The organism is Paenibacillus doosanensis, assembly GCF_025060755.1.
Taxonomy (GTDB): domain Bacteria; phylum Bacillota; class Bacilli; order Paenibacillales; family NBRC-103111; genus Paenibacillus_S; species Paenibacillus_S doosanensis.
In genome coordinates this window covers 35,534-51,761 of record NZ_JANYUY010000005.1, presented here as the reverse complement: position 1 = coordinate 51,761, position 16,228 = coordinate 35,534, and the positions used below count along the sequence as shown (strand labels likewise).

9 protein-coding genes are annotated in these 16,228 nt (G+C 58.4%); 2 read left to right on the top strand and 7 right to left on the bottom strand.

Annotated features, from left to right (window positions below; translation table 11 throughout):
* Positions 1-19: 19 nt before the first annotated feature.
* From N0M98_RS06315 to N0M98_RS06285, 7 genes are all read right to left on the bottom strand, one after another.
* A complete protein-coding gene (locus N0M98_RS06315; RefSeq protein WP_249864029.1) occupies positions 20-1,009 on the bottom strand; it encodes a sialidase family protein in 990 nt (329 codons plus the stop codon).
* Positions 1,010-1,084: 75 nt separating this feature from the next.
* The gene (locus N0M98_RS06310; protein WP_259617285.1) at positions 1,085-3,454 is read right to left on the bottom strand and encodes a glycoside hydrolase family 95 protein; all 2,370 of its coding nucleotides are present in this window, start codon (positions 3,452-3,454) and stop codon (positions 1,085-1,087) included.
* A gap of 80 nt (positions 3,455-3,534) precedes the next feature.
* Positions 3,535-6,255 carry a hypothetical protein gene (locus N0M98_RS06305; RefSeq protein WP_259617284.1) on the bottom strand — a complete coding sequence of 907 codons (2,721 nt, stop codon included), beginning with the start codon at positions 6,253-6,255 and terminating at the stop codon, positions 3,535-3,537.
* A 74-nt stretch (positions 6,256-6,329) separates the two neighbouring features.
* A complete protein-coding gene (locus tag N0M98_RS06300; protein WP_249864032.1) occupies positions 6,330-7,631 on the bottom strand; it encodes an alpha-L-fucosidase in 1,302 nt (433 codons plus the stop codon).
* A gap of 21 nt (positions 7,632-7,652) precedes the next feature.
* A complete protein-coding gene (locus tag N0M98_RS06295) occupies positions 7,653-10,382 on the bottom strand; it encodes a family 78 glycoside hydrolase catalytic domain (RefSeq protein WP_259617283.1) in 2,730 nt (909 codons plus the stop codon).
* Between the two features lie 215 nt (positions 10,383-10,597).
* Positions 10,598-11,230 (bottom strand): SGNH/GDSL hydrolase family protein, encoded by a 633-nt coding sequence (locus tag N0M98_RS06290; RefSeq protein ID WP_259617282.1) that lies wholly within the window; start codon positions 11,228-11,230, stop codon positions 10,598-10,600.
* A gap of 53 nt (positions 11,231-11,283) precedes the next feature.
* Positions 11,284-12,243 carry a dihydrodipicolinate synthase family protein gene (locus N0M98_RS06285; protein WP_259617281.1) on the bottom strand — a complete coding sequence of 320 codons (960 nt, stop codon included), beginning with the start codon at positions 12,241-12,243 and terminating at the stop codon, positions 11,284-11,286.
* A 184-nt stretch (positions 12,244-12,427) separates the two neighbouring features.
* Here N0M98_RS06285 and N0M98_RS06280 point away from each other — a divergent pair, with 184 nt between their 5' ends.
* Together N0M98_RS06280 and N0M98_RS06275 are read left to right on the top strand one after the other, a co-directional pair.
* Positions 12,428-13,465 carry a glycoside hydrolase family protein gene (locus N0M98_RS06280; protein ID WP_259617280.1) on the top strand — a complete coding sequence of 346 codons (1,038 nt, stop codon included), beginning with the start codon at positions 12,428-12,430 and terminating at the stop codon, positions 13,463-13,465.
* On the top strand, positions 13,452-16,169 hold the full coding sequence (locus tag N0M98_RS06275; protein WP_259617279.1) for a family 78 glycoside hydrolase catalytic domain: 2,718 nt from the start codon (positions 13,452-13,454) through the stop codon (positions 16,167-16,169). The genes N0M98_RS06280 and N0M98_RS06275 overlap by 14 nt, the downstream gene beginning before the upstream one ends.
* Positions 16,170-16,228 lie beyond the last annotated feature (59 nt).

Sequence of the window (16,228 nt, the reverse complement as noted above, 5' to 3'; positions counted from 1 at the left end):
AACGGGCTTCCGGCGGCTGTTAAGAAACCGCCTCCGATAGCCGAATATGATAAAAGGCGATGCGCTCTCTTCTCCACGTGTATGTAATATACAGGTCGCTGCCTCTGGCGACGATCGCCGGATACGAATATTGCTTGATCCCTTCGTCCAGCTTCAGCTCCTGCTTCCACGTCCTGCCGTTATCCTCCGACAGACGCAGCACAAGCGGGGTTCGCGGTCCCTTCTTCTTCCCTTCCTCGGTGCGGACGGGATTGTAGACAAGCGCGAGCACGCCGGAATCCAGCTTCGCCAGATCGATCCCGCTGTTATTGTTCGGCAGCTCGGTAGCATACGCCTCGCACCAGGTTCGCCCGCCGTCGGCGGAATCGCTGCGGTATATTTCCCCCTCCGTGCTGCGCGTCAACATATGCACATTTCCCGGAACGGACTCCCATAGCGCCGGTTGGATAATCCCCTTCCCCCTCAGGCGGCTGTGGTCGATCGGCACAGTTTCGCTGCGATGCCATGTCGTCCCTCCGTCAAGTGACAGATCGACGAAGCAGTCCCAAGCCGGCTCCAGCGAAGCCGGAGCGGCGATCGTCCCGTCATGCAGCAGAATGGGCTTGTTTTTGACAGGCCCCCGGCCTCCCGCATCTCCTTCCACCAGCTGTACGGGCTCGCTCCAAGTAATCCCCTGATCCTCGGAATACATAACCATCGTAACCCATTCGGCAATGGAATGGCCTACTTTATAATACAACTGCAGCACTCCGTCGGGTCTGAGAAACAGCACCGGATTCCAATGCGGCACTCCCTCGCGATCGGCTGCCTTGACCGGGGCCGTCCATCCCTCCAGGTTGCGCCGCGAGACCCAGATGGCTACATCGCCCGCCTTCTCCGCAGTGCCGCCGAACCAAGCGGCTATAATCTCACCGCCGGGCAGCACCTCCAGCGTCGATGCGTGGCAGCTCGGGAACGGTCTGTCCTCTTCGAAAATAAATTCCTTCACAATATGTTTATATTCTACCAACAATGAATCCCCCTTCTGTCCCGTGCAGCGCCGCCTCCTGTTGCAATCGGGAGAGCGCGCCGCTTCCTCCTTCGGTTATACGGGCACTATGTCGTAGCTTTGCCCGGCCTCCGTATGCCATACAAGCTCATGTCCGGTGCTCTCGCCGGCAATATCGGCTCCTCCGCGCCGTACGGAAACCGGATGCGGCGTCCATAAGCGGCAGGGCTTGCCCGCCGAAGATAACAGCCGGGCGCGGACTAATCGGCCCTCCGCCCATTCCATATCGATCTCGAATCCGCCGCGGGCGCGCAGACCTTTGGCCGTTCCGCGAGACCACTGCTCGGGGAGCGCGGGCAACAGACGCACCCGGCCGCCATGGCTTTGCAGAAGCAGCTCGGCGATCCCTGCTGTCCCCGCCAAATTGCCGTCGATTTGGAAAATATCGAGCTTCACCTTCGGGTGCCGGTGCGCATTCATCAGGTTCAGATGCGTTCCGGCCAGCAATTCGTTCAAAAACCGATGGGCCTTGTCAGGCTCGCCCAGACGCGCCCAGAAACTGACCGTCCAAGCGCAGCTCCATCCCGTATGCGCCCCGCCGTGAGCCAGCCTCCGTTCCAATGAGGCGCGACAAGCTTCGATCCAGACCGGATCGTCTTCCCGCGTAAACAACCCGAGCGGATGCAGCGCGGCCAGATGGGCGATATGGCGGTGTCCCGGCTCCAGTTCATCATAATCTTCCGCCCACTCCTGCAGCTGCCCGTGCTTGCCGATCCGAAACGGCGGCAGACGGCGCAGCGCCTCTTCCAGCTCCCCGCACAACCGCGCCTCCTTCTGCAGAATACGTCCCGCTTCGATACAATGGCCGAACAAGTCGCGGATCAGCGCCATATCCAGAGTGGAAGCGTAGGTTACGCTGCTTTGCTGGCCGTCCGCCGTGACGAACATATTCTCCGGCGACGTCGAAGGACAAGTTACGAGCTGGCCGTCAGGGCCTTCCACCAGCCAGTCGAGGCAAAACAAAGCAGCCTCCTTCATCGCCGGGAACGCCCGCTCAAGAAATCGCTCGTCTTGGCTGAAAGCGTAATGCTCCCATAGATGATGGCACAGCCACGCGCCCGCCATCGGCCAAAACGCCCAACTCGGAGATCCTCCGACCGGAGTCGACGTTCTCCATAGGTCGATGTTATGGTGAGCGGTCCAGCCTCTGCTGCGGTAGTGAACGGCGGCCGTCTGCCGTCCCGTCCACCGCAAATCCTCAATCCAATCGAGCAGCGGCTGGTGGCATTCCTCCAGATGGCAAACCTCCGCCGGCCAATAATTCATCTCGACGTTGATATTCGTCGTCCAGCTGCTGCACCAGGGCGGCTGCGTCTTATCGTTCCATATTCCCTGCAAGTTGGCCGGCTGAGTGCCCGGGCGCGAGCTCGACAGGAGCAAGTATCTCCCGTATTGAAAAAAAAGCGCCGCCAAGCCCGGGTCATCCGCCCCTTCTCTTACGGCGCGAATCCGCTCATCCGTAGGCATCCCGTTCATCGCTTCGTCTCCCAGCTGCAGCGCGGCGCGGCCGAAGTAAGCGCCGTATTCTTCGATATGCCGCGCTTTCAGCCGCTCATAGCCCGCTGATGCCGCATGATCCAGCCGCGACTCGCACAGCCGCGCCGGGTTCGGCGCCGATGCGGAAGCGGGATCGCCCCTGAAGCCGTTATAGCTCGTTGCCGCAGCGATGAACAGCGTAATCGCGCCTGAACCGGTAATCCGCATTCTGCCGCCGCTCGTCTCCACCTTGCCCTTCTCCACCTCGACATGAATCTGCAGCTCGAAGCTCATGCCCTTGCCTTCTTCATACTTTACCGGATCGGGCGCCTTCATCGTGTTCGGAAGCACATGATACGGGCTGCGGCCGGAGAGCTTAAGCCGGTTCGGCGCCGTCTCGCTCACCGTATAACGGAGCGGACTGTGCAGAAGCACGGTGAGCGCCGTCTTGGCGTTATGATGCAGACGTACGGCCATCACCTGATCGGCGGCCGATACGAATACCTCCCGCGTGCAGAGCGCTCCTCCCAAACGGTAACGGGTCCTTACGATCCCTTCGTCCATGTCCAGCTCTCTGCGGTAACCTGTCGCTTCTCCCTGCTCGTCAAACCACAGCTCCATATCGCCGAGCGGCATGTACGACTCGATCTCTTCTCCTTCCATGTATTGTTCGATGATGCCCTCCGCTTCCTCATGCCGCCCTCCGAAAATCAGTTGGCGCGCATAGTCCAAATGCAGTTGGACGTCGTGGCGAACCTTTTCTCTCGGCTCTCCCGACCATAAGGTATCTTCATTGAAGCTGATCCGCTCTCTCCCGGCGCCTCCATATACCATGCCTCCGAATCGGCCGTTGCCGACGGGGAGCGCCTCGAACCAATGGCTCGCGGCTTGTTTGTACCAGATCGCCGAACGGCTGCCGGTTCCGGACATTGGTTTTCCTCCTCTTCGCGGGTAAGGCCGGGAAGCCGGACCTGGTAATGTCCCGGACAAGCCCCCCGGCCGTCGTCATCCTATTCGTATAACCAATCCAGCGTTTCCACGCCGTCGTTTTTATGCTCGACATTTCTCGGGCGAATGCTCTGCCCTGCAGGCACGACGCCGAGAAGCAGGTACGCTCCTTTGCCGAAATCCAGCGTATGCCGGCCGGCATCGAACCGGAAGGCGTGAACGTTAACCGAAGGGTATGCGTACAAGCGCAGTCCTTTTTTCAGCAGCGGCTCGTAGCCTCCCATATCGTCGGCATGCGTATTTTCCTCCAGGCTCGGGGCCTGCAGCCACTGCTGATCCTTGGAATTAAAATATCCGATCAGCACTTGCGCCGGCTCGGCAAGCTCGAATTCGAGAGCAATGCCGCGAAGCCCCGCTTCCCGCTGGCTGAAGCGCACGCCGGTCAAGCCGTCGAGCTCCTCCGCGCAGCCGACGATATGAATATCGCCGTCCGTGAACACCTCCGCGCCCTTCTCCACGCGGAAGGTTTCCGCATGGCCGGAAAGCAATGTGAACGAAGCCTGCTCCAGCGCGGAAATCGGCTGCTGCCTGTTCTTCAATGCCTCCGGCAGCGTTCCCGACTTCAGCTCTTGCACATGGAAGCGGAAACGATCCAGCTCCTGCTCGTACACCGGCAGACATTCGCGCCAGTGCCTGAACTCCATTCCGTTGCGAATCGGCACCTTCCGCTGCGGCGTCTGCATACTGTTGGCGAACAGATACGTATCGTCCGTCAAGCTCGTCAATCTGCGGTAGCTGTTCAGGCTGCTTTCCATGTAATCGCCCGCCCGCTCCAGCAGATCGGTCCGCTGAAAGTAATCATCCTGCACGGTATGTTTATACGTTAACAAAAGGATCGCTGCCCGTACTTTATCCGCATATACGCCCACCATCTCGCGAATGGCCTGAACATCGCTTCTCAGCCGCTCGAACTCGGCGCGGCCCCGCGTCACGGCGCCCGCCGCCCGATCGATCGCCTCCAGCGCATCCTGCGCATGGCGCTCGCTGTCCGCGATAATGTCCAGCGGCGTCTCTCCGACATGAGGCTCCTTGCCCAGCTCCCTGACGACGTACTCCTCAAGCCGTTCTCCCTGAGGCGACTGCGATTCCCACAAATCCGGCCACGGCATATGACGCTCCGGATTCGTAAGCTGGCTCATCGTCATCCCGAGGCTCATCGTCTGGCGGTTTCCTTCGGTTATGCCGAAGCGGCGCAGCAGCTTAGGCGCACACTCGCCCGCCGCCTCATAAGCGTCCAGAATCGCTTCGCCCGCTTCCCGGCTGCCGTACCGCTCCGCCAGAAGTCCGCTCCAATAATGACGTTCCGCTTCGGGATCGCGGTCCGGGTTCCAGGCGTAGCGGAACCAGGCCGCATACCAAATCCAATCCCGGTCGATTTGTCTAAGGCGCGGCGCGCCTTCCTCCGGCTTATCCGGCGAATAAGGCCAATCCCAGAAGAACAGCGGATACAGATGAAGCCCGTTCGACTTCAGCCGGTATTTGGCGGCCTGCATGCATTTTTGAATGAACGCCGGCGCGCCGTAACGGAACGGCTCCAGATTGGCGAGAATATGTACGTTCACGATATGAATCGTCTGCAGCGAGCCGAGACGGTTATGAATGTCCTGCCATTTCCCCCTCGGCGTATAGGTCGTCAGCGATTCGCCGTTGTACTTGGCCTCGGTGTACAAGTTCGGATACAGCGGCAGCGCAGCTTCGATCACCTTTTGCGGCTCGATGGCGTGGGAGCGCAAAATGATCGGCGGCTTCTCCTTGACGTCGGAGTGACGGAGCCCTTCCAGCAGTCCGGCGATGATCGTATCGTTAAACCATTCGACGCCGTAAATTTGCCCCTGCAGCGCTTCCCCCAGGCAGACCATCAAGCCGACGTTCGGGAAAGAGCGGACAAAGGCCGCGATCGATTGCTTGTAATAATCGCCGGTCAGCGGAAGCGGCTTCGGCTGATGCAGCTTCAGCCCGTGCTTCTCGGCGAACGGCAGCGGAATATGAATATTGTAAAATTTTAGCACGAGCCAAATGCCTCTGCGGTCGGCCTCCTCCGCCAGCCAGCGGAACGTATCCACGTTCAGCGCAAATTCCTCTTCGGTCACTTCCAGCGCCTCGGGGTAATCCTCCAGCTTGACGAGCGAGGAGAACGGATGCCCGCTCCACAAGTAGATGATGTTGCAGCGCTGCTCCAGCAGCATATTCAGAAAATCGAGCCACAGCGCCCGGTCGTAAAACCACGGGAAGCGCCCCGGCGTTATCGGGTATTCATACGTTTGCCGCGGCGGTTCAACCGTCGTCTTCTGCAATCCGATAGCCGGACCGCGCAGCGAGAAGTCGGGCGCATCGCCGTAGGCGAGATCCTTCGGCAGCTTTCCCGCTTTCCCGATGCGCTCGGCAAGCTCCTGGCAGCCGTACAGCACGCCTGAATCGTTCCCCCCGGAAACGACGGTTAAATTCCCCGGCAGGCTGCACAAGTAAAAGCCTTCCTTGGCCGGAGCCTCCGTATGATACAGCAGCACATCGCGCCGTTCAAGCTCTTGCAGCAGCGCGGATTCGCCGCGGCTGCCTGCGTACAATCGGATTTCGTCCTCCGCCCGGTAATTGTCCCAGCTCCAGTCCGCCTCTTGCAGCCGGACGTCATAGCCGGCCTGCTGCAGAGCTTCCTGCAGCAGCCGGATGCCGTATTCCACCCGCGGCGCGGGCCGGCTGTCATGGCCGATAGTGATCGTTAACATGAGTCGGTGTTTCCCTCCGTTTCCTTGTATCGTTTCTTGGGTATCGTTTCCTTGTATCGTTCTACAGTCCGCCTCTATTTCAAAAACAGCTCGATAACCGGCACCGTTACATTCGGCTGCTTGACGGGAAGCGATAGCGTCAGCGTACTCTCGTCTCTGCCTTCCCGATAAGCGCCTTCCTCGATCCCGCTCTGCACGAAGCCTTCCTTGAAGCGGATTTCGGAGGCGTCGTTCAAGAGCTGGGCATATTCCACCCGTCCCGCGAAGCCGCGCAGATGAATATTTTTGAACGGCCAGCTGTAGACGTGCAGATACATCCGATTCGTCTGCGGATTATAGGTCAGGCGGCAGTCCCTCGGGCATTCGAAGGAATCCGGAGCCTGAGTGCAGCCGTAGATGGACCGACTATGCCGCTTCATCCACTCGCCGATCCCTTTCAGGCGGTCTATGGCGCGCTCGTCGAATTCTCCTCTTCCGGTCGGACCGACATTGAGCAGCAGATTGCCGCCTTTGCTCACGACGTCGATCAGCATTTTGATCAATACCTCGACGCTCTTCCAAGTCTCCTCCTCGCGGTGGTAGCCCCACGAACCGCTGAACGTATGGCAGGTTTCCCATACGACGCGTTTGCCGTTCACCTCCACCCAGCGGGTCGGAATATACTGCTCGGGCGTCGTAATGTCGCCCCCAATCTGCAGCCGATCGTTGAGCAATATATTCGGCTGCAGCTCCCGGATCATCCGAACCAGCTCGGCGCTGCCCCAATCGTCCTTGCCTTTACCGGCCAAGCCGTTCTCCTCGGGGAACGAGAAATCGTAGAACATCAGATCGACCGGCCCGAATTCCGTAAGCAGCTCGCGGGTTTGACCGAATAAATAGTCGCGGTATTGCGCAAAATCCCGCTGCTTGCTAGCTTCGATGAACTCGGGATCGAAGCGCAGCGGATGCTTCGGATCGACCGTATAATGCGGATGATGCCAGTCGATCAGCGAATGATAGAAGCCGACCTTCATATCGCGGCGGCGAAACGCATCGACCATCGGCCTAAGCACGTCCCGCCCTGCCGGACTGTTAGGAGCTTTGTAATCGGTCAGCTTGCTGTCCCACAGGCAGAAGCCTTCGTGATGCTTCGTCGTCACGACGAAATATTTCATCCCCGCGTCGCCGGCGAGCTGAGCCCATAATTCCGGGTCGTACAGATCGGGATCGAACCGTTTGAAATATTTGCCGTATTTCTCCGGAGACAGTCTCTCCCGGGATTGCAGCCATTCATGCCGCGCTCCGAGCGAATATAACCCCCAATGAATAAATAAACCGAACCGGTCTTGCGTAAACCATTCGCTGTTGCCCGTCGTAGGTTGAATCTCAAAAGTCACTTCGCTTCCCCCTTGAATGGATTATGAAGATTGCATCATTTGATCCGGCATCGCATCCGAGCCGTTCTCTCGCGCCTGCGCCCCGCTTGCCCGAGAGAGCCGCGAAATGAACGTATAGCTGCCGGAGCCTGCTTCGAACACCGTGTAACCGCCTTCCGTCCGCAGGTTATGGACCGAATCGTAAACCTGCAAGCTGTCGTTTAAAATAACTCCCGGTACATAGACAGTCGCGGTCGTATTAACCGGAATGGCGGCCTTCATCACGAACCAGGATTGCTCCCGCTTCCACTCGACGCGGATCGTGCCGTAGACGGAGCGAAACTCGCCCGAAGCATGCTGCAGCCCTCCGCCTGGACGCGGCCGCAAGATCAGATGCTTATATCCCGTCCCGTCGCCGTTGTTGATGCCGAGAATGTTCTGATACATCCATTCGCCGACGGAACCGAGGGAATAATGATTGAACGAATTCATGCCCGGATTCTGGAAGCCGTCCGTTTCCGTCCAGGCGTCCCACCGCTCCCAGATCGTGGTCGCTCCGTGCTTGACCGAATACAGCCAGGAAGGGAACGTATCCTGCATCAGCAGCGAGTACGCCACATCCTCGCGCCCCGCCTCCGTCAAGGCGGGCAGCAGATAGCCGACGCCGAGAAAGCCGGTCGTCAAATGGTTGCCGTGCTCTTCGATATTGCGGACCAAATGCTCCGTCGCAAGGCTCCGTTCTTCCCCGGAAAGCAGGTTCATCTTCAGCGCGAGCACGTACACGGTCTGCGTATCTCCTTTGATCCGCCCGTCCCGGCCGACGAAAGCGCGCCGGAAAGCCTCCTTGATCTCAGCGAATAACCGGTCGAACCGCTGCGCGTCTCCGGTTTCTCCCAGCGCGGCGGCAGCCTGGGCGAGCAGCCGTGTGCTGTAGGCAAAATAAGCCGTATCCAATACGTCCTTCGGCGTCTCCGCATTGACCGAAAGCCAATCGCCGTAGTTGGAATAACCGGGACGGATCAAACCGTCGCTGTTCGCCTGCAAATACTCGACCCAGCGCACCATGGCCGGGTAGCATTCCCGCAGCGTCCGACGGTCTCCATACACTTGATAGACCGTCCATGGAATGACGGCGCCCGCATCTCCCCAGCCTCCGTTATCCGGAGCATGCCAGTTCAGCTCTTCGTGGTTATGCTTGAATTCCTCCCAGCCGGCATCCGGCGCTACGTCGGGAAACGCTCCCGAAGCGTGCTGGGCATCCATGACATCGATCATATATTTATGGAAAAAGCGGCCGACGTCCATATTAAAGCTGGCGGTACGGGCAAAAATCTGCGCGTCTCCCGTCCAGCCGAGCCGCTCGTCGCGCTGCGGACAGTCCGTCGGCACACTGATGAAATTGCCGCGCTGGCCCCACTCGATATTGCTGAGCAGCTTGTTCAGCATCACGTTCGACGTGTGAAGCTCGCCGGTCCGCGCAGTCGCCGAATGCACGACTCTGCCGATAACCGTATTCAGCGTAGGCGGGCTTAAGAGGCCGGCCACTTCGACATAACGGAACCCGTGGAAGGTGAAATGCGGCTCCAATACCGCCTCCTTCTCCCCGTTCAGCATGTACGTCTCCTGCTGTACCGCTTCGCGCAGATTAATGCTGTACAGCGTATTATCGGCGTTCAGCATTTCGGCGCAAGCCACCGTCACCGTTTGTCCCGGCGGCGCATCCTCGACGCGAAGCCGGACCCAGCCGACCATATTTTGTCCCATGTCAAAAAGATAGGTCCCCCGCTCGGTCCGCTTCAGACTGACCGGAAGCAGCTCCTTCATCACCCGAACAGGCGGGTCGATCTGCGCGGTTAGCGCGCCGTCGTAGCGCCCCAGCACGACAGGCCGCTCCCAGGCGGCATCGTCAAAGCTCGGCAGCTTCCAGCCTTGCGGCTCCAAGCGAGAGTCGTAGGCTTCGCCTTTTAACAAATCCGAATACAGGATCGGACCTGCGAACGTTTTCCACGTTTCATCCGTTACGACCTGCGCGGAGGTGCCGTCCTCATATTCGATATGAAGCTCGACGAGCAGATGAGGATTGTCTCCATACCGGTTATTGCCGAACATTCCCACATGACCGGCATACCAGCCGGTGCCTACAACAGCGCCGACGGTCATCTCTCCCGGCTGCATAAAGGCCGTCACATCGTAGGTTTGGTACTGTACGCGCTTTCCGTAATCGGTCCAGCCCGGAGCAAAGTAATCCTGCCCGACCCGTTCCCCGTTCAAGTGCAGCTCGTACAGCCCCAGTGCGCTGGCATAAGCGAAGGCTTGCCTGACAGGCTTTTCCACCCGGAACGACCTGCGGAAATAGGGGGATGGCAGCAGCCCCTCATACTCGGTTTGCTCCGGTTTGGATCTGGCGATCCAGCGGGCCTTCCACTCGCTTCTCTCCAGAATCCCCATCGAATATCGGGCGATGCCGCTCCAAGCGGACGGCTGGTCCTCCCCGTCCCAGACTCTGACTTTCCAATAGTACACTTGGCGCGATGCCAGCGGGCTCCCGTCATACTCTACGTGAACCGATTGATCGGATAACACCTTACCGCTATCCCAAACATCGGGGGCGTCGTCCTTCAGCCGCTGCACGCTGGTCGCCGCCATCACTTGATAAGCCGTCTGAACCAGGCCGTAAGCTTCCGATTCCATGATCCAGCTGAATCTCGGCTTGCGCGTATCGAGCCCTAACGGGTTCTCGAAGTATTCTGTCTTCAAGTCGGTTATTTTCATCCTTTTCTCCCCTATACGCAAATAAATGATGTTTCCTTCGCTTGCAACCAGTTTACAGGAATGCCGTGGAGCAACTATAGGGCGAATTCATCCTCTTTATAGGCGCTGACTTGCACCTTCGCCCCCCCGTCGGCCGCTTGTCCCAAGCTCTCGGGCGAAAAACAGCAAAAGCTGCAACCACAGAATTGTGGCATGCAGCTTCTCCTTGTAAAAAGCTAAGACTTGTGGGCCAGTACCGCCTTAAGCCATGTAGACGCCATTAAGGTGTCGCCGAGGCTATTCATATGGACGCCGTCGGTCGTCAGATCCTGTCCGGTGTCGCAGCCGATGAAACGGATAAACGCCTCATGGGTCGGGACGAGAATGGCGCCGTATTGCTCCGCCAGCCGGTTCACCGCCTCGACGTACGGCTTAAGCAGCAGATTGCCCGTCGAGTCCTCGTACTCCTTGATGACCGTAGGCTGCATCAAAATCAGCCGGCAGCCCGGAATCGAGCTGGCCCGGTCCAGCAGACGGCGGTACACTTCTTCGAAGCGGTCCGGGTACACCTGCTCGACATCCGGCGCATCCATCTGCCGCCATACATCGTTAATGCCGATCGATACGGATACCCACTGCGGTTTATGATCCATAACATCCAGCGTCCACCGCTTCTCCAAGTCGATGACCCGGTTGCCGGAAACGCCCTCATTAATGATTTTGAGCGAGAGCTCCGGATAAAGCGCCGTCAGCGTATCATGCAGCATGCGCACGTAGCCGTTGCCCAGCTTCAGCGGGTCTTTTTTTCTCCCCTTATCCGTAATGCTGTCGCCGATAAAAACCATTTTGTCCTTCGCCTGAAAAAGCATAATTGCCTGTCTCCTCCTCATTCATTCGGGTATGCCGGCATCGCCGCTCTTCGTCAACAAGGCTGGGATACCGTTTGCAAATAACGCTTCACCAGAACGTACAGCTCATCGAGCTGCTCCACCTCTAGGCGGTGGTTGCCGCCGAAAACCGCCGCATCTTTGGAACGGCAATGCAGTCCGATGTCCAAACCCTTCCTGCCCAGATGATACTTGGCATTAACGGGATATTGCTGCAGTTCGATCAGCGAAGCCGCTCCGATAAAGGCTTGAATCGCTTCGGCCGCCTCCGGCTCCTCCTGCCAGCGTGCGGTCAGCCGGACGTAGAGATCGGGATGAAAGTTGGCCATCACGCCGCTGAATCCGGCCGCCCCGAGCTTCAATGAAGCCAGCAGCGTCGCCGAGTTGGCGTTAAAAATTTGCAGCGGACTGCCCTTCACCGCTTCGAGCTTCGCAGCCAGCTGCGGCAAGCTGCAGCAGGTATCCTTCAGGAACCAAAATCTTCCCGTTTCGGCGCACCAGCGCAACGTTTGCGGCGACAGAAGCCTTTTGTACGGGTAAGGACATTCATATATGCCAAGCGGCACGCCGGGCACCCGCTCCAGCAGCCGCTGCGTGCGCTCCATCCATACGTCGTCGGATTCGCTTTGCTTCGCCAGCCGGTTGCTTACCAGCACGACTGCGGCGACGCCGGTATCGGCGATGCGCCCGATCTCCTCGGCTTGCCCCTCGGGTCCGTCCGAAATATGTCCGGATGCGATGACCGGCACCCTGCCCGCAGCCTGGTTCTGTACAAACCGTGCAAGCTTGACCCGTTCCTCCAACGAAAGGTAGAACATTTCGCTGGATTGACATACCGCGAATAACCCTTGCACGCCCTGTCCGATATACCATTCCACCAGCTGCTCCAAGGCATGATAATCCACCTCAAAGCTATCGGTAAACGGGGTAATCATCGTCGGCCATACGCCGCTTGGTATGCTGTTTGCAATCATCGGCAGCAATCCTTTCATCATCGTTTCCCTTACTATAAGCGGAATCGGCCGAACCGGAAATGGGGGATTCAAACCAACTCCGTCGCCCGGCGGCGGACAGAAGGTTCAATTCACCTATAGTTGCAGCCGGTTAACCCCCAATTTTATCCATCCTCTTATAGTAAGCTGACAATGAGAATAAAGCGCTTTATCCAAGGAGGTCCGCATGAATATTCAACCTTATTTAACCCCTTACAAATGGGGCAAGCCGGTGCTGACCGGCTCCGGCATTCCGGGTCGTTTTGACTATAATGCCGTGGATTGCCCGTTCGTGTTTCAACATAACGGCCGCTTTTATATGATGTACGTCGGCTTTGACGGCACCGGCTATCAGACGGCCCTGGCAACGAGCGGCGACCTGCTGCACTGGGAGCATCTCAGCGTCATCCTGCGCCGCGGCGAGGGTTCGGACTGGGATTCCGTCAATATTGCCGGAACCTGGATGATAAAGGAAAACCGACTTACAGCGCCTCCCGTGCTCAAAAAATGGAACAATAAATATTGGCTCGTCTACCACGCTTACCCGCATACCGGCTACGAAGAAGGTTCAGCCAAAATCGGTATCGCCTGGACCGAGGATGAAGATCTGCTTACATGGCACCGCTGCAGCGAGCCGATTCTCGCACCCGAGGACGGCGCCGACTGGGAAAAGGGCGGCCTTTATAAGGAATGTCTCGTCGAGCATGAGGGGCGCTTTTATTTATTTTACAATGCCAAGAACAAAAACAAAGGCCGCTGGATCGAGCAAACCGGCGTCGCTTTCTCCAGCGATTTGAAGCATTGGGAGCGTTACGAGCATAACCCTGTGCTGCCCGTCACTCCGGAAGAGTGGGATTCCGGCTTCGCCAGCGATCCCTGCGTGCTTTTGAACGGGGATGAGTGGGTCATGTACTACTTCGGCTTTAATTACAAAAAAGCCCAGGAAGGCCTCGCCTTGTCGCGTGATCTTCTCAACTGGCAGAAACATCCCGATCCGATCATTACCGTCGGCGAAGAAGGCGGCATCGATTCGATCTTCGCCCACAAGCCGTCCGTGATAACGCATCAAGGGGTGCTGTATCATTTTTACTGCTCTTGCAGACCGTATCGTGAAGGCGATCCGACCTGCAATTACGGCAAAGAATTCCGGACGATTACCGTAGCGACCTCTCACGAGCTGCCCGGCGCTTCCGGAAAGGAGCGGTGCGAAGATGCAGCCGGATAATCTGCTCGTCGAACATATGCCTAATCCGCTCGGGCTCGACGTCCCTTCCCCCGCATTCAGCTGGAGCTATCAGGGCGGCCAAGAACGCGGCCGTTATCAAACCACCTACCGTATTATCGCATCCTCCCGCGAGGAAGACGCCCTGCTCGGTCACGGCGACGTATGGGATAGCGGCAAGGTGCTCGGGCGCAGAAGCATCCATGTGCTGTACGGCGGGAAAGCTCTGCTTTCCCGTAAACGATATTACTGGAAAGTACAGACATGGGATCAAGATAACCGGATGAGCGAAAGCGGCATTGCGTGGTGGGAGATGGGGCTTTTGAGCGGCTCCGACTGGCGGGCGAAGTGGATCGGCGAACCGGTTCGGGATGCTTCGGAGCAGGATGCCCTGCCGATATTCCGCAAGGAATTCGTTATGCGGCGGCCAGCAGTCCGCGCGCGCGTCTATGCTGTGGGTCTGGGGCATTACGAGCTGCGGCTGAACGGACGCAAAATCGGCAACGATGTGCTCGAGCCCGGCTGGACGAATTATAACAAAACCGGCCTCTACTCGGTATACGACATTACCGAGCTGCTGCAGCAGGGGCCTAACGCCGTCGGCGTGCTGCTCGGCAACGGCTTCTACAATGTGACCGGCGGGCGGTACCGCAAGTTCAAAGGCTCGTTCGGCAGGCCGAAATGCCTCGTTCAATTGGAGATCGTGTACGACGACGGCACGGAGGACGTTATCGTCACCGATACCGGGTGGCAGACCGCGCCCGGACCCGTCACCTTCTCCTGCATCTACGGCGGAGAAGATTACGATGCCCGGCGCGAACCCGCCGGCTGGGACTTGCCCGGCTTCCGGGCCGAAGACGGCGATGCTTGGCAGCCGGCAGCCGCAGCCGAAGCCCCTTCGGGCAAGCTCAAGCGGCAGGCGACGGCGCCGCTTCAGGTGATGCGCTCGTTCCGGCCGGTGCACATCGCCGAACCCGCTCCCGGCGTCTATGTCGCCGATTTCGGACAAAACTTCTCGGGCTGGGTCGCCCTTACCGTATCGGGTCCGGCCGGATCGCAAATAACGCTCACGCCGGCGGAGCTGCTCCGCGAGGACGGTACCGTCAACCAGAAGTGGACGGGATCTCCTTACAAGCTGAAATATACGCTTAAGGGCGAGGGCGATGAAGTTTGGTCCCCCCGCTTCACCTACTACGGCTTCCGTTACGTCCAAATTGAAGGGGCCGCTCTCACCCTAACCGCTCAAAACCGCGGAAAAACCGGCGCAGAACTGCCGATGCTGCTTGCATTGGAAGGTCAGATGATCTATCCCGACATCCGTACCGCAGGCCGCTTTGCTTGCTCCGACGAGCTGCTGCGGCGTACCCACGAGATCATCAATTGGGCTATGCTCAGCAATACGAAGAGCATTTTTACGGACTGCCCGCATCGGGAAAAGCTGGGCTGGCTGGAGCAGGTCCATCTTATGGGGCCGTCCCTCGCTTACAATTACGACGTTCAGTCACTCTTTGTCAAGACGATGGAAGATATTCGCGACGCGCAGCTTGCAAGCGGCATGGTTCCTACAACGGCCCCGGAGTATGTGGTTTTCTCGGAACAATGGCGCTGCTTCCGCGATTCCGTCCCTTGGGGAGCCGCCTACGTGCTGATCGGCTGGAACTTGCATCAGCTGTACGGTCATACCCGCATATTATCCGAGCATTATAAAGGCATGAAAGCTTATATCGATTATGTTACCGCCAATTCGGATGATTATATCGTCCGCGGAGGCCTTGGAGACTGGTACGATGTAGGGGACGAGGACCCCGGTTTCGCCAAAAATACCCCCGTTGCCCATACGGAAACGGCCATGTACTATCATGCGGTCGATGTATTCGTGAGCATCGCCCGGCAGCTGGGACGGCTTGAAGACGCCGCCCGCTACGAGAAGCTGCGCGAGCAAATCCGGACGGCGTTTAACCGGGAATTTTTCGACCCGGCCTCTTGCCGCTATGCGACCGGAAGCCATACTTCCCAAGCTATGCCCCTCGTTCTGGGACTGGTCGACGAGCGTTACAAGCAGCAGGTGTTGGAGGTGTTAATCGAGGATATTCGCGGCCGCCGGTTCCATACTACGGCCGGGGACGTCGGCCACCGTTATGTACTGCTGGCTTTGGGGGAGAACGGCCGTTCGGACCTTATCTACGAAATGACCCGGAGCAAGGAGCATCCGAGCTACGGCTATCAGCTCGCCCATGGGGCGACGACGCTGACGGAAGCCTGGGACGGTCCGACGGTGGGCAAATCGCAAAATCATTTTATGCTGGGGCATTTGGAAGAATGGTTATACGCCGGGTTGGCCGGATTTGCTTACCGGTATGATCATGAGCTCGAAACTTACAGCCTGAGCTTCCGGCCTTTCGTCACCGGGGAAGTGGAAGAAGCGTCTGCGGAGCATCATTTGCCTGCCGGGACCGCAAGCATCCGCTGGCGGCGCGACGGCAAAGCGCTCACGCTGGACATCGCGATTCCTCCAAACTGTATCGGCGAAGCGCGCATTCCGGCGTCGGCCTTGACCGCCGAAGCGATCACGGAAGGAAGAACGCCCCTATCGGCGCGCCATGATATCAAGCTTAGCCTGTCCGCCGATAGCCATACCGATGTCGTTCATGAAGCGGTCATTCGGCTTTCTTCCGGACATTATCAGCTCCGCGCCCTGCTGCCGTAAAATTTCCCCTTTCTGAGAACGTCGCCCAATGAAACGGCCGCCTTCTTTCCGCTACACGG